The organism is Achromobacter colocynthidis (assembly GCF_057334535.1).
In genome coordinates this window covers 717358-730065 of sequence record NZ_JBHFIZ010000039.1, presented here as the reverse complement: position 1 = coordinate 730065, position 12708 = coordinate 717358, and the positions used below count along the sequence as shown (strand labels likewise).

General features: G+C 62.6%; 12 protein-coding genes and 1 pseudogene. 2 read left to right on the top strand and 11 right to left on the bottom strand.

Features of this window, described 5'->3' with window-relative positions:
* The first annotated feature begins 192 nt into the window (after positions 1-192).
* A complete protein-coding gene (locus ACE04A_RS29705) occupies positions 193-1602 on the top strand; it encodes a M23 family metallopeptidase (protein WP_259252997.1) in 1410 nt (469 codons plus the stop codon).
* Positions 1603-1681: 79 nt separating this feature from the next.
* The gene (locus ACE04A_RS29700) at positions 1682-2815 is read left to right on the top strand and encodes an anhydro-N-acetylmuramic acid kinase (RefSeq protein ID WP_447987897.1); all 1134 of its coding nucleotides are present in this window, start codon (positions 1682-1684) and stop codon (positions 2813-2815) included.
* A gap of 104 nt (positions 2816-2919) precedes the next feature.
* Here ACE04A_RS29700 and erpA read toward each other — a convergent pair whose 3' ends face one another.
* The 11 genes and pseudogenes from erpA to ACE04A_RS29645 form a co-directional block, all read right to left on the bottom strand.
* Positions 2920-3291 (bottom strand): iron-sulfur cluster insertion protein ErpA, encoded by a 372-nt coding sequence (gene erpA / locus ACE04A_RS29695; protein WP_006217313.1) that lies wholly within the window; start codon positions 3289-3291, stop codon positions 2920-2922.
* An 86-nt stretch (positions 3292-3377) separates the two neighbouring features.
* The gene (locus ACE04A_RS29690) at positions 3378-4133 is read right to left on the bottom strand and encodes a DUF6776 family protein (RefSeq protein WP_424917672.1); all 756 of its coding nucleotides are present in this window, start codon (positions 4131-4133) and stop codon (positions 3378-3380) included.
* Positions 4134-4179: 46 nt separating this feature from the next.
* A complete protein-coding gene (gene argC, locus ACE04A_RS29685; protein WP_448718189.1) occupies positions 4180-5244 on the bottom strand; it encodes an N-acetyl-gamma-glutamyl-phosphate reductase in 1065 nt (354 codons plus the stop codon).
* Positions 5245-5363: 119 nt separating this feature from the next.
* Positions 5364-5756 carry a 30S ribosomal protein S9 gene (rpsI, locus tag ACE04A_RS29680; RefSeq protein ID WP_006217310.1) on the bottom strand — a complete coding sequence of 131 codons (393 nt, stop codon included), beginning with the start codon at positions 5754-5756 and terminating at the stop codon, positions 5364-5366.
* 9 nt (positions 5757-5765) lie between these two features.
* Positions 5766-6194: a 50S ribosomal protein L13 gene (rplM, locus tag ACE04A_RS29675; RefSeq protein WP_006217309.1), complete on the bottom strand. Its 429-nt coding sequence runs from the start codon at positions 6192-6194 to the stop codon at positions 5766-5768.
* A 318-nt stretch (positions 6195-6512) separates the two neighbouring features.
* A pseudogene (locus ACE04A_RS29670) lies at positions 6513-7224 on the bottom strand (ABC transporter ATP-binding protein).
* Between the two features lie 55 nt (positions 7225-7279).
* A complete protein-coding gene (locus tag ACE04A_RS29665; protein ID WP_259252991.1) occupies positions 7280-8068 on the bottom strand; it encodes an ABC transporter ATP-binding protein in 789 nt (262 codons plus the stop codon).
* On the bottom strand, positions 8061-8942 hold the full coding sequence (locus ACE04A_RS29660; RefSeq protein WP_100853197.1) for a branched-chain amino acid ABC transporter permease: 882 nt from the start codon (positions 8940-8942) through the stop codon (positions 8061-8063). Before ACE04A_RS29660 ends, ACE04A_RS29665 begins: the two co-directional genes overlap by 8 nt.
* 3 nt (positions 8943-8945) lie before the next feature.
* Entirely contained in the window at positions 8946-9827 is an 882-nt protein-coding gene (locus ACE04A_RS29655) for a branched-chain amino acid ABC transporter permease (RefSeq protein ID WP_259252990.1), read from the bottom strand.
* A 172-nt stretch (positions 9828-9999) separates the two neighbouring features.
* A complete protein-coding gene (locus ACE04A_RS29650) occupies positions 10000-11154 on the bottom strand; it encodes an ABC transporter substrate-binding protein (RefSeq protein WP_485808857.1) in 1155 nt (384 codons plus the stop codon).
* A 260-nt stretch (positions 11155-11414) separates the two neighbouring features.
* Positions 11415-12509 (bottom strand): TRAP transporter substrate-binding protein, encoded by a 1095-nt coding sequence (locus tag ACE04A_RS29645; protein ID WP_448718186.1) that lies wholly within the window; start codon positions 12507-12509, stop codon positions 11415-11417.
* Positions 12510-12708 lie beyond the last annotated feature (199 nt).

Sequence of the window (12708 nt, the reverse complement as noted above, 5' to 3'; positions counted from 1 at the left end):
AATTCTAGCCGAATCAGCTAGGATACCGCCCAATCATACGCAACTGCCATCTATACGCAGTTGCGGTTCGGCCTACCACCCGTTGTTCACAAGATGCGCCTAGCGCCAGCCCTTGCCCCGGATCTCGGATGCGCGGGGGCCGATCGTGTTACGCACCCTGCGAGCCCAGCTACCTGAGAGGGTTACTTCACGATGAATCGTGGCCTCCACGAACTGGCGAGTAGCATCAAGCGCAAAGTTGCTGCCCTGTTTGCGCCCGTTGAGCCCAAGCCCCATCGCTCGGGACTTTTCCGCCGCACTCTTCTCGTCACCGCAATCGGTTTGTTTGCCGGCGCCGCCGCCTTGGGCATGGTGCAGCAACCCGACCGCTCCGAACTCCCCCCGTCCCGCATTATCCAGAGCGTTCTGCCGCTGACCGCCGAGCAAGTCGAAGTCAGCACGCCGAGCGCCGCCCCGTACATCAGCGAAACGCGCATCCGCCCTGGCGACACGCTCTCGGCGGTGCTGCAACGGCTGGAGCTGGACGCGCCCAACCTGCAAAGCTTCCTGACGCACGACGCCAGCGCCCGCAGCATCTACAAGCTTTATCCCGGCCGCTCGGTACAGGCCGCCACGGACGAACAAGGCAACCTGGTCTGGCTGCGTTACATCCACACGCCCGGCAACGAGTCTGACGGCCAGGTCGTGACGCGCATGCTGCATGTTGCCCCGTCGGGCGATAGCTACAAGGCCGAGGAAGTCACCGAAAGCACCGACCGCCAAACCCGGGTGGCCGTGGGCACGATCAAGTCGTCGCTCTTCGGCGCCACCGACGGCGCCGGTATCCCGGATTCGGTCACCATGCAGATGGCCGACATTCTCAGCGCCAAGATCGACTTCCTGCGCGACCTGCGCCAAGGCGACCAGTTCCGCGTGGTGTATGAAGTCCGTTCGCACGACGGCCGCTACGCCGGCGCGGGCCGCGTTCTGGCCCTGGAATTCATCAACGGCGGCAAAACCTACAACGCCGTATGGTTCAGCCCGGACGAAAAGTCGGGTTCGTATTACGACTTCGATGGCACCAGCCTGCGCGGCGCCTTCCTGCGCACCGCGTTGAAGTTCAGCCGCATCAGCTCCACGTTCGGCATGCGTATGCACCCCATCCACAAAACCTGGACGGGCCACAAGGGCGTGGACTACGCCGCGCCTTCGGGCACGCCGATCCACGCCACGGCCGACGGCACGGTTGAATTCTCGGGCTGGCAGAACGGCTACGGCAACGTGGTCATCGTGAAGCATCACGGCCAGTATTCGACGCTGTACGCTCACCAGAGCCGCATCGCCGCCGGCATCACCAAGGGCTCCAAGATCTCGCAAGGTCAGTTGCTGGGTTACGTCGGATCCACGGGTTGGGCCACCGGCCCGCACCTGCATTACGAGTTCCGCGTCAACAACGTGCCCATCGATCCCCTGTCGGTCGACCTGCCTGTTGCCCGCGCCCTGGAACCGGCGGAAGCCCGCGCGTTCAACCAGGCCGTGGCGCCCTACAAGCAACAGATCCTGCTGCTGACGCAGTTCCAGCAGACGCTGCCCGACGCGCTGACCAACGTGGCCAGCCGCTAGACGGCGCGCAACAGCAAACGTCCTAAAAGGCGGCCCGCGCACACTCTGCCGGCCGCCTTTTTCTTTCTTCGAGGCGCCCGTGAGTTCCACCGTACCTGTATCGCCCGCCAGCGCGGCGCTCTATATCGGCTTGATGTCCGGCACCAGCGTGGATGGCGTGGACGGTGTGCTGGTGCGTTTGGGCGACACGCAAGCACCGCAAGTGCTGTCCAGCGCCAGCCTGCCCATGCCGGAAAACCTGCGGCGCGAGCTCTTGGCGTTGAATCGGTCTGGCGACGACGAACTAGCGCGCGCCAGCCTTGCCGCCAATGCGCTGGCCAGGCTGTATGCCCAAGCCGTGGCCGCCTTGCTGCAAGACGCGGGGCTGCATGCCCGCGATGTGACTGCCATCGGCGCCCACGGCCAGACCGTCAGGCACCGGCCGGACAGCGGCTACACCGTGCAACTTAACGCGCCCGCGCTGCTTGCAGAGCTGAGCGGCATTGATGTGGTGGCGGATTTCCGCAGCCGCGACGTGGCGGCGGGCGGTCAGGGCGCGCCGCTGGTTCCGCCCTTTCACGCCGCAATCTTCGGCGCGCCGCAAGGCCGCGCCGTCCTTAACCTGGGCGGCATCGCCAACGTCACGCTGCTCGCGCCTGACCAGCCTGTACGAGGCTTCGACACGGGGCCCGCCAATGTCTTTCTGGATGCCTGGTGCCAACGGCATCTGGGGCAGCCCTATGACGCTGATGGCCGTTGGGCTGCCACGGGCAAGGTCATCGCCCCCCTGCTTGAACAGTTGATTGCCAGCGAACCCTGGTTCGCCCTGCCGGCGCCCAAATCCACCGGACGCGACCTGTTCAACCTGCAATGGCTGGACGACCGTCTGGCGGCCTTTGACGGCCCCACACCGGCGCCCCAGGACGTGCAGGCCACGTTGCAGCGCCTGACGGCCCGAACCGTGGCCAACGCCATCGACGCAGCCGCCGCGCACACGCAGGAAGTTTTTGTCTGCGGAGGCGGCGCCCGCAACGCCGGCCTTATGCAGGAACTGGCATATTGCCTGCAGCGCCCAGTGCATCCGACAGACGTGCTTGGCGTGCCGGCGCAGCAAGTCGAGGCGCTGGCATTCGCATGGCTGGCGCAGGCCTTCGTCCAGCGCAAGCCCGCCGGACAGCCAGCGGTGACGGGAGCTCGCGGCCCGCGGGTCCTGGGCGCGTTGTATCCCGCATAACGATCTCTAGGGATCCCTTAGCGCGCATCGCGTGCGCGTATTCCGTGACCCATGCAAAAAGCCCTTCGGCATGCCGAAGGGCTTTTACTTTCCTGCCAGGGTAATTACACCGAGAACGAGGAACCGCAGCCGCAGGTGGTGCTGGCGTTGGGGTTGCGGATGACGAACTGGGCGCCTTCCAGGTCTTCCTTGTAGTCGATTTCAGCACCGACCAGGTATTGGAAGCTCATCGGGTCAACCAGCAGTTGAACGCCAGCCTTGTCCAGCACGGTGTCGTCTTCGTTCACAACTTCATCAAACGTGAAGCCGTACTGAAAGCCCGAACAGCCGCCACCTTGGACGAAGACGCGCAGCTTCAGGTCGGGGTTACCTTCTTCCGCCAGCAAATCCTTCACTTTGGCGGCAGCCGAGTCGGTAAATACCAAGGGCACAGGCGGGGCGGCCTGAAGATCGACGGTTTCGGTTACTGCATTCATGGTTCACTCCTGGCCGGATCGGCCATATTTCGGTGAGCGGCAACGGCGCTCGCATAGTGTCACTATAGCGCAGGGCTTGACTAGACTCAAAGTTCGAGTTTGACACTTCGTGTAGCGCGGACGGTTTCGCCTTCCAGGACGCTGACGGTCACGCTTTCGGGGACAAATCCCTCGGGGATCGCCAGGATGCCCTGGCTGCGTTGGTACTGATCAAACTGCAAGGCGAGCAACGCGGCTGAGGTGGACTCGGCGGCGGCCGTGGCCGATACCGGGCCGGTTTCGGCCTTGACCTGCATGGGGGCAAGTTCCACCGTGACGGTTTCGCCCTTGAGCACACCCGTGGCCTGGAACCGCAACGCGCCCGCGAACGATGCGCCGCCATTGCGGCCGCTACGCATCAGCAGCACTTTGTAGCGCAAGCCACCGCCTTCACGGTCGATCTGCACACCGCGTATATCCACGGACCCTTCCGGTCCGGCGGGCAAGAGCTGCTCGTAGAACGCCAGTTGGTCGCGCACCCGGCCGACCTCGGCCTGGGCGGTGCGTAGCTGGGTTTCAAGCTCTTGGCGTGCCGCGCGCTCGATGACGAGTTCGCCGTCCGCCGTATCCAACTGGCCTTGGGTGTAGCGCAACTGCGCGCCCTGCTGGCGCATGGCTTCGGCCTGCTCTTCAGCCTGTTGCCTGCTGATTACTACCACGTCTTGTGGCCGCGCTTGCCGCTGCGCATAGCCATAGCCGGCGGCGCCACCTACCAACACGCCTATCAGCAGCCCCGCAAGCAGGCGCAGCATCCCGCTCAGGGAGCGGGTTTGCGGGCCGGGGGATGCAGGGTCGACTGACATAAAGCGAGCGGGGCCGGCGACACACGCCGCCAGCCCGTGCCAAGCCTCAAGGCAGAATGGCCAACTGGTCCAGGCCCGTGGACTCGGCAACGCCGAACATCAAGTTCATGTTCTGCACTGCTTGGCCCGCCGCGCCCTTGACCAGGTTGTCCTGGACGACCATGACGATCAATTGGTCACCATTGCCCGGCCGGCTGAGCGCAATGCGCAGGTTGTTCGACGCGCGCACCGAACGGGTTTCAGGCAGGCTGCCGGCCGGCATGACGTCAACGAACGGCTCATTCGCGTAGCGCGCCTCAAACAGCGCCTGGAAGTCCGTGTCGCGGGCCTCGGGCAGGATGCGGGCGTAAAGGGTGGAGAACATGCCACGGATCATCGGCACCAAGTGCGGCACGAACGTCAGCCCAACCTTGCCCCCGGCGATCTTCTCCAACTGGGCAACGATTTCCGGATGATGCCGATGGCCGGACACGCCATAAGCCTTGAAATTGTCGGACGCTTCCGAGAACAGCGAGCTCACTTCCGCCTTGCGGCCCGCACCCGACACGCCGGATTTGCAATCGGCGATCAGCGTTTGCGCATCCACCAACGACTTGCCGCCTTCCAGCAGCGGGGCCAGGCCCAACAGCACCGTGGTCGGGTAGCAACCTGGGTTGCCGATGACGCGCGCCTTGGCGATGGCGTCGCGGTTCAGTTCCACCAAGCCATACTGGGATTCAGCCAGGATGTCGGGGCAGGTGTGGGGAATCTTGTACCAGCGCTCGAACGTGGGGATGTCCTGCAGGCGGAAATCAGCGGCCAGGTCGATGACGCGGGTGCCCGCGGCAATCAGTTCCTGGGCTTGCGCCATGGCGACGCCATGGGGCGTGGCGAAGAACACCACATCGCAGTCCGTCAGCGAGGCTTTTTCCGGCGCGGAAAAGGCCAGGTTCACGCGGCCTCGCAGGTTCGGGTACATATCAGCGACCGGCAAGCCGTCTTCCTTGCGGGACGTGATGGCGGTCAATTCCACATTGGGATGCTGCGACAGCAAGCGCAACAGCTCGACGCCGGTATAACCGGTGCCGCCGACAATACCAACCTTGATACGGGTATTCGATGCTTGGGCCATGATAGGTATGAACTCTTCGTAGGACGAAAACAGATTGTATCGCCCGGAGAATACAGGGTTGCGCCGACGCGGGCGCCCAAAAACAAAAAACCCGCCGAAGCGGGTTTTTTGCAGCAACATTAACGCTTGCTGAACTGCTTGCGACGACGTGCCTTGCGGAAGCCGACCTTCTTACGTTCGACTTCACGGGCATCGCGGGTCACAAAGCCAGCTTGCGACAGTGCGGGCTTCAGGGTCGCGTCGTAGTCGATCAGGGCACGCGTGATGCCGTGACGGACTGCGCCAGCCTGGCCGGTTTCACCGCCGCCGTGGACGTTGACTTTGATGTCGAACGATTCCAGGTGGCCGGTCAGTTCCAGCGGTTGGCGCACGATCATGCGACCAGTTTCGCGGGCGAAGAAATCGTCGACGGGCTTGCCGTTGACAACGATCTTACCCGTGCCCTTCTTGATGAAAACGCGAGCCACCGAAGTTTTGCGACGGCCGGTTCCGTAATTCCAGTTACCGATCATGGCGTTTCCTTAGATATCCAGCGTCTTGGGCTGCTGGGCGGTGTGCGGGTGCTCGGCACCAGCATAGACCTTCAGCTTCTTGATCATGGCGTAGCCCAGAGGACCCTTGGGCAGCATGCCCTTGACGGCCTTCTGAATGGCGCGACCGGGAAAACGCTCTTGCATTTTCTCGAAGTTCGTTTCGCGGATACCGCCCGGGTACGTGGTGTGGCGGAAGTACTTCTTGTCCTTCGCCTTGGTACCGGTAACGACGATATCGGAAGCGTTGATGATGACGATGTAATCGCCAGTATCAACGTGCGGCGTGAATTCAGGTTTGTGCTTGCCACGCAGACGACGTGCGACTTCGCTGGCCACACGACCGAGGACTTTGCCCTTGGCGTCGATCACAAACCAGTCACGTTGGACTTCATGCGGCTTGGCCACAAAGGTCTTCATGATGGTTCCTAAGAATAAAAAGTTCTTGCTGGCTAGAACGTCTAGCCAGTGTTCTTTCCCCAACTGGGCAAAACCTGATGAACTGAAACCCAGAATTTTGGTTCGGGTTTTTGCCTTTGGTTTTGCCTTTATCGACGTCCCGCCTAAGCGTTATTACCCGCCCGTGCAATGGTCAAAATGAGGGAAAGCCTGAAATTCTAACACGGCTGCTCAAAGATTGGGCAAGCGAAAAGAACTCAGGCAGCGGCTGGCCGCAAGCAACGTTGCAGCCAACGCACATGCAAATTCGGGGACAAAACCCCGGAACGCGAGGCGCGGTCAGGCGCCCAGATACGCTTCCAGCACGCGCGGATGGCCCAGCAATTCGCGGCCCGTGCCCGTCAGCGCCATGGCGCCGTTTTCCAGCACATAGCCGGTTTGGGCAATCTTCAGCGCCTGGCGCACGTTCTGCTCCACCAGGAACAGGGTCAGGCCATCGGCATTGATGGCGCGCAGCGAACGGAAAATTTCCTGTACGACGATCGGCGCCAGGCCCATCGACGGTTCATCCAGCAGCAGCAGGCGCGGCTTGGCCATCAAGGCACGGCCGATGGCCAGCATCTGCTGTTCGCCGCCCGACAGGTTGCCGGCGATACCCGTGATCCGTTCCTTCAGGCGCGGAAACAGGTTGAACACGTATTCCAGGTCGGGACCCACATTCTTCAGGCCCCGGCGGTAGGCGCCCAGTTCCAGGTTTTCCTGCACCGTCATGGTGGTCAGAATGGCCCGGCCTTCCGGCACCTGCACGATGCCGCGCGCCACCAGTTGATGGGGCGCCAGGTTGGTGATGTCTTCGCCTTCGAACAGGACGCGGCCGCGCGCCTTGGGCAACAGGCCCGACAGCGCCAGCAGCGTGGTCGACTTGCCGGCGCCATTGGCCCCCCACCAGGGCGGTGATCTCGTTGGCGTTCAGGTCCAGATCGATGCCGCGGACGGCTTCGATATGGCCGTAGTTGACCTCGAGCCCGCGGACTTCAAGCATCGCGCTCATTGTGCAACCTCCGCGCAACGCGCTACGGTATTCGTCTTGGAAGCGGCCCAGCGACTCATTTGGCGGCCTCCACTTGTTCAGTGTCTTCGTCGTCTTCGCGGCCCAGATAGGCCTCGATGACTTGCTCGTTGTTGCGGATTTCGTCGGGGCCGCCGCAAGCGATGATCTTGCCGAAGTTCAGCACCGCGATGCGTTCGCACAAGCCCATGACAAAGCGCATGTCGTGCTCGATCATCAGGATGGTGTAGCCGCGATCGCGAATGGCGAGGATCTCGCGCATGAGTTCGGCGCGTTCGTTGGTGTTCATGCCAGCAACCGGCTCGTCCAGCAACAGCAGCTTGGGCTCCGTGGCCAGCGCGCGCGCCAGCTCCAGGCGGCGCTGTTCGCCGTAGGACAGGTTGTCGGCCAGATCATTGGCCTTGTGATCCAGGCGCATCCACGTCAGCAGCTCATGCGCGCGTTCGCGGGCGCGCTTTTCGTGCTCGCGGTAACCCGGCAGGCCCAGCAGCAGGCTGGGGAAGCCGTAATTCATGTGCCGGTAGGCGCCCACCACCACGTTTTCCAGCAGCGTCATCTCTTTGAAGAGACGAATGTTCTGGAACGTACGGGCAATGCCCATGCGCGTGATGCTGTGCGGCTTCTTGGCCAGAACGCTTTGGCCCTGGAACGTGATGGAACCGCCGCTGGGCGGCAACAGGCCGGTGATCAGGTTGAACACCGTGGTCTTGCCGGCGCCGTTGGGGCCGATCAAGCCGAAGATGGAGCCTTCGGGCACCGACAGGCTGACGTCATGCAGCACATGCAGGCCGCCGAAGCTCTTGGAGACGGAGGAAAGCTCAAGCATGGCGCTTGCCTCCCTGGCCACCCTGGCCGTGACGCATCCAGCGCTTGAAGCGCGCCGGATCCCAGATGCCTTGCGGCAGGAACAACACAATCACCACCAGAATCACTCCGTTGGCGACCAGGCGCAGATCCGCAAAACCGCGCAGCAATTCCGGCAGCACGGTAATGATGAAGCTGCCCAGCACGGGACCGGCCAAGCCGCCGATGCCGCCCAGGATGGCCATGGTCAGGATTTCAACACCACGGTCAAAGCCGTATTCATTGGGGCCGATGAAGAAGGTCAGGTGCGCGTTCAAGGCGCCGGCCAGGCCCGCGATCATCGCGCCCGCCACGAACGCCAGCATCTTGTTGGCGCGCACGTCGATGCCCATCAGGCCAGCCGCCGTTTCGTCGCCACGGATGGCGTCGAACGAGCGTCCGATCTTCGACGCGCGAACGCGCCACAGCACGAACAGAACGATGACCACCGCCAACACCACATGCCACCACTGCGTCAGTTGCGGAATGCCGTTCAGGCCCAGCGCGCCGCCGGTGATGGAATCGGTGTTCAGGATGGTGACGCGCACCACTTCGCCGAAGCCCAGCGTGGCCATGGCCAGATAGACCCCTGACAATCGCAAGGTCGGCAAGCCGATCAACGCCGCCACCAACGCGGGCGCGGCCATGCCCCCGGCAAGCGCAACCGTGAACGGGGCGTCGTAGTTCATGGTGAGCAGCGCGGCGGTATACGCCCCGATGCCCATGAAGGCGGCATTGGCCATGGCCAGCATGCCGCAGGCCAGGGTCAGCCAGATGGAGAGGGCCAGCAACGCGTTGGTGCCCAGCGTGAGCACCAGGTTGCCGTAGATGGCCCAGAAGTTTTCGAATCCGCTCATTCTTTAAGCCTTGCGTTGAACCACTTTGCCGAACAGACCTTGCGGGCGCACCAGCAGGATCAGGAACAGCAGGCCGAAAGCCACCGCGTCGCGCATGGTGGAGCCGATATAGGCCACCGACAGCACCTCGGCGAATCCCAGAAACAGACCGCCCAGCATGGCGCCGCGTATGTCGCCCATGCCGCCCAGGATGATGACCGCGATGCCCTTGTGCAGCATCGGCTGGCCCATCAGCGGGAACAGCGCGTTCGAGTACAAGCCGATCAGCACGCCGGCCACGCCCCCCAGGGCGGCGGCGGCGAACGAGGTCGTGACGAACAGCTTTTCGACGTTGATGCCCAGCAGCCAGGCGGCCTTGGGCGATTCGGCAATGGCGCGCAGCGCGCGGCCGAACTGCGTGCGGCGCATGACGTACATCAGCACGGCCATCAGCGCGAACGACAGGAAGATGATGCCCAGTTCGATGACGGTCAGGTGCAGGCCCGCGACTTCGATCACTTCTTCGGGCACGGTGCCGTGCGGAAAGCGCAGGTTGCTGGCGCCGAAGATGCCTTGGGCGCCGTTATTCAGGATGATGCCTACGCCGATGGTGGCGATCATGGGGATCAAGTGCGGCGCGTTGCGCTTGCGCAGCGGCTTGAGCACCAGGTAGTCGATGATGACCCCGGTGAAGCCTGCCACGAAGAACGCGGCCATCAGCGCCGCCCACAGGGGCAGGCCGAATTGCTGGACCACGAACAGTGCCGCGTAGGCGCCAACCATGAAGACGGCGCCGTGCGCCAGGTTGATCACCCCGAGCACGCCGAAGATCAGCGTGAAGCCCAGCGCGAACAGTGCATACACACAGCCCAGCGACAAGGCATTGACGAATTGTTGTTCGAACATGATGGGACTTTCCAGATCTATGAGGGCCCCATGCAGCGCCCACTGCATGGCCTGACGCCGCCCGCGAAGACGGCATTGCTTTTATTGGGACGGCCCTGCGATAAAAAGCGCCTTGCGGGCTGCCTGACGGCGGTCCGCAAGGCGCATCCCCCCGCGCGGGGATGCGTAGCGCTTACTTTTCGATGACGTACTTGCCGTCCTTGGTCACGCTGACGATCGGCGACTGGTCGGCATCATAGCCGGCGGGCTTGCCGGCGCGGTCCTTGGCTTGGCGGAACTTGACCGCGCCGGTGGCGCCGGTCCAGGTCACGGCGGGCAAGGCGTCGCGCAGGGCCGCGCGGTCCTTGGCCAGTTCACCCGTGATCTTGGTGTTCTTCAGGGCCTGGGCCACGATGTACAGGGCGTCATACGACTGCGCCGCGAACTGGTCGGGCGAACCGTTGAACTTGGCCTTGTAGGCGTCGATGAACTTGACGTTCTCGGGGGCCTTGTTCTCGATGGACCACGGGCTGCCGATCCACAGATTGTTCGATGCGCCGCCAGGGGCCAAGTCGAAAATCTTGACCGAGTTCATGCCGTTGCCGCCGATGACGGGCACGTTCAGGCCCAATTGGCGAGCCTGCACCATGATGGGCGCGCCTTCGGCCAGCAGTGCGGACAGCACGATGGCGTCGGGGTTGGTGCCCTTGATCTTGGTCAGCTGGGCCTTGAAGTCCACGTCGCCCTTGGCGAACGTTTCGGTGGTGGTGACCGGAATCTTCTGGTCTTCCAGGGCCTTCTTGAAGTTGTCGTAGCCGCTCTTGGTGAAGACGTCGTCATTGCCGTAAAGCACGGCCACGTTCTTCAGGCCGGTCTTTGCCTTGACGGTGGAAATCGTGGCCGGCAGCACGTCGGCTTCGGTAACCGAGTTGCGGAACACGTAGTTGCCGATGGACGTAATGCCGTCAGCGGTGTTGGACGTACCGAAGGCAACCGTCTTGGCCGCTTGGGCGACCGGGTCGGCGGCCTGGGCCGAGTTCGACAGCGTCGGGCCGAAGACCATCAGGACGTTGTCTTTGAAGATCAGTTTCTTGAAGACGTTGATGGCTTCTTCTTTCTTGCCTTGTTCGTCTTCAACCACCAGCACCAGCTTGTTGCCGTTGATGCCGCCCGCGGCGTTGATTTCGTCAGCGGCAAGCTGGAAACCGTTGCGGATCGACACGCCGTACTGAGCGGCGCCGCCGGACAGGGCTTCCGCCACACCCAGCTTGATGTCAGCCGCGTGCGCAGCCGGGACGATACCGGCGGCGATCAGCGCGGCCAGCAGCTTCTTGGTCTTGGATTGCATGGTTGATACCACCTTAAAGTCTGTCTCGGAATATTGGTAATCCGGGCTGGTGTAATCCCGCCGGATTGACGTCATATGCCGCCTAAAGGCGCCATGGTTGCGCGTCAAGACCCGCGATATTACTCCTTTGTATCAGGCCGAAACTCGAATGTGGTTCGAGAAAAGCCCGAAAACCGCCCATTTTTTTGTAAAAAATGCGGTATTGCTAGCAAAAACCCTACTTTGCACCGAATGCCATTCGGCCGTCGGCGCCCTCCCTGCTACCTGCCGGAAAGCGCCACGGCCACATACTGGCCGTAGGCGTTTTCCGTCAAACGGAACCAGGGCATTTCGCTGTCGCGAAAGCCCACGTAACTGTCGTGTATTGCCTTGAACCGCGCGTCTTTGGCGGACAAATCCTGGTAGACCTGTTGGGTGGCTTCAAACGCCATGTCCATGATGGAGCGCGGAAATGCGCGCACTTGCGCGCCGCTTGCCGACAATTGCGCGACGGCCGCCGGGTTGCGCGCGTCGTAGCGCGCGGTCAGTGAACCATGCGCGGCCAGCGCGGCGGCCTGCACTACGGACTGGTAATGCTTGGGCAGCTTGTTCCACGCTTCGTCATTGATATAGAGCGACAACTGTTCACCGGGAACCGACCAGCCGGGTCCGTAGTAATACTTAGCTACTTTATTCAGCCCCAGCTTGGCATCGTCATAAGCGCCTGCCCCCGCGATGGCCTGCAAGCCTTCTTTCTCGAACGCTTCCGCCAGCGGAACCTGGCTTGTGGGTTGCGGCGCCGCACCCAGGCGCGCCAGCACATTGGCGGCAAGCCCGGCGACTTGCATCTTCAGGTCTTTCAGGTCGGCCTGGCGCTTGATTTCCTTTGCGTACCAGCCGTCCATCTGCGCGCCGGTATTGCCCAGCGGGAAGTTGATGATCTTTTCGGGCTTGAAGAGTTCGCGCGTCAGGCGCAGGCCGTCGCCTTCGCTCATCCAGGCGTTCATCTGACGCGCGCTCAATCCAAATGGCACGGCGGCGTCAAAACAAAATGCCGGGCTCTTTGCGTAAAAGGCGCGAGAAGAACCGTGCCCGCATTCCACCTTGTTGGTGGAGACGGCCTCGAGCAGGTCGGCAGCCGGCACGATCTCGCCTTCGGGAAAGTGGCGGATATTGAATTTTCCGCCCGTGGATTCCGACACGAATTTGCAGAATTGCTCGCCGGCGCCAATGCGCAAGTCCAGCGCAGCGGGAAAGGCGGACGCCAAGCGCCAACTTAACGACGGCATGTCTTGCGCGAACGCGGGCGTGCTGACTGCGGCGCCCGTCGCAACGGCGCCAAGCCCTGCGTGCTTCAAGAATGAACGTCGTTGCATCGCAATGCTCCTGACCAACAGCTTCTAGGGACTTCGAGCAATACCCGCCGGATATTACACGTTGGGCGGGGGTGGGAGAGTAGAGGAATTCCCGGGCTGTTGGTGGTGGGTTTGGGTGGGATGGTGGTGATGGGTTTGCGCGGAGGGGGTGGTGATGGGTTTGCGCGGAGGGGGGGTGGTGATGAGTTTACGCGGGAGG

What these genes read in the sequence shown, in the direction of transcription:
- ACE04A_RS29660 (WP_100853197.1), bottom strand. Translation starts at nt 8,942, where the DNA reads ATGAGCGGATTCGAAAACTTCTGGGCCATCTACGGCAACCTGGTGCTC.
- ACE04A_RS29655 (WP_259252990.1), bottom strand. Translation starts at nt 9,827, where the DNA reads ATGTTCGAACAACAATTCGTCAATGCCTTGTCGCTGGGCTGTGTGTAT.
- ACE04A_RS29665 (WP_259252991.1), bottom strand. Translation starts at nt 8,068, where the DNA reads ATGCTTGAGCTTTCCTCCGTCTCCAAGAGCTTCGGCGGCCTGCATGTG.
- argC (WP_448718189.1), bottom strand. Translation starts at nt 5,244, where the DNA reads ATGGCCCAAGCATCGAATACCCGTATCAAGGTTGGTATTGTCGGCGGC.
- ACE04A_RS29650 (WP_485808857.1), bottom strand. Translation starts at nt 11,154, where the DNA reads ATGCAATCCAAGACCAAGAAGCTGCTGGCCGCGCTGATCGCCGCCGGT.
- rpsI (WP_006217310.1), bottom strand. Translation starts at nt 5,756, where the DNA reads ATGATCGGTAACTGGAATTACGGAACCGGCCGTCGCAAAACTTCGGTG.
- erpA (WP_006217313.1), bottom strand. Translation starts at nt 3,291, where the DNA reads ATGAATGCAGTAACCGAAACCGTCGATCTTCAGGCCGCCCCGCCTGTG.
- ACE04A_RS29705 (WP_259252997.1), top strand. Translation starts at nt 193, where the DNA reads ATGAATCGTGGCCTCCACGAACTGGCGAGTAGCATCAAGCGCAAAGTT.
- ACE04A_RS29690 (WP_424917672.1), bottom strand. Translation starts at nt 4,133, where the DNA reads ATGTCAGTCGACCCTGCATCCCCCGGCCCGCAAACCCGCTCCCTGAGC.
- rplM (WP_006217309.1), bottom strand. Translation starts at nt 6,194, where the DNA reads ATGAAGACCTTTGTGGCCAAGCCGCATGAAGTCCAACGTGACTGGTTT.
- ACE04A_RS29645 (WP_448718186.1), bottom strand. Translation starts at nt 12,509, where the DNA reads ATGCAACGACGTTCATTCTTGAAGCACGCAGGGCTTGGCGCCGTTGCG.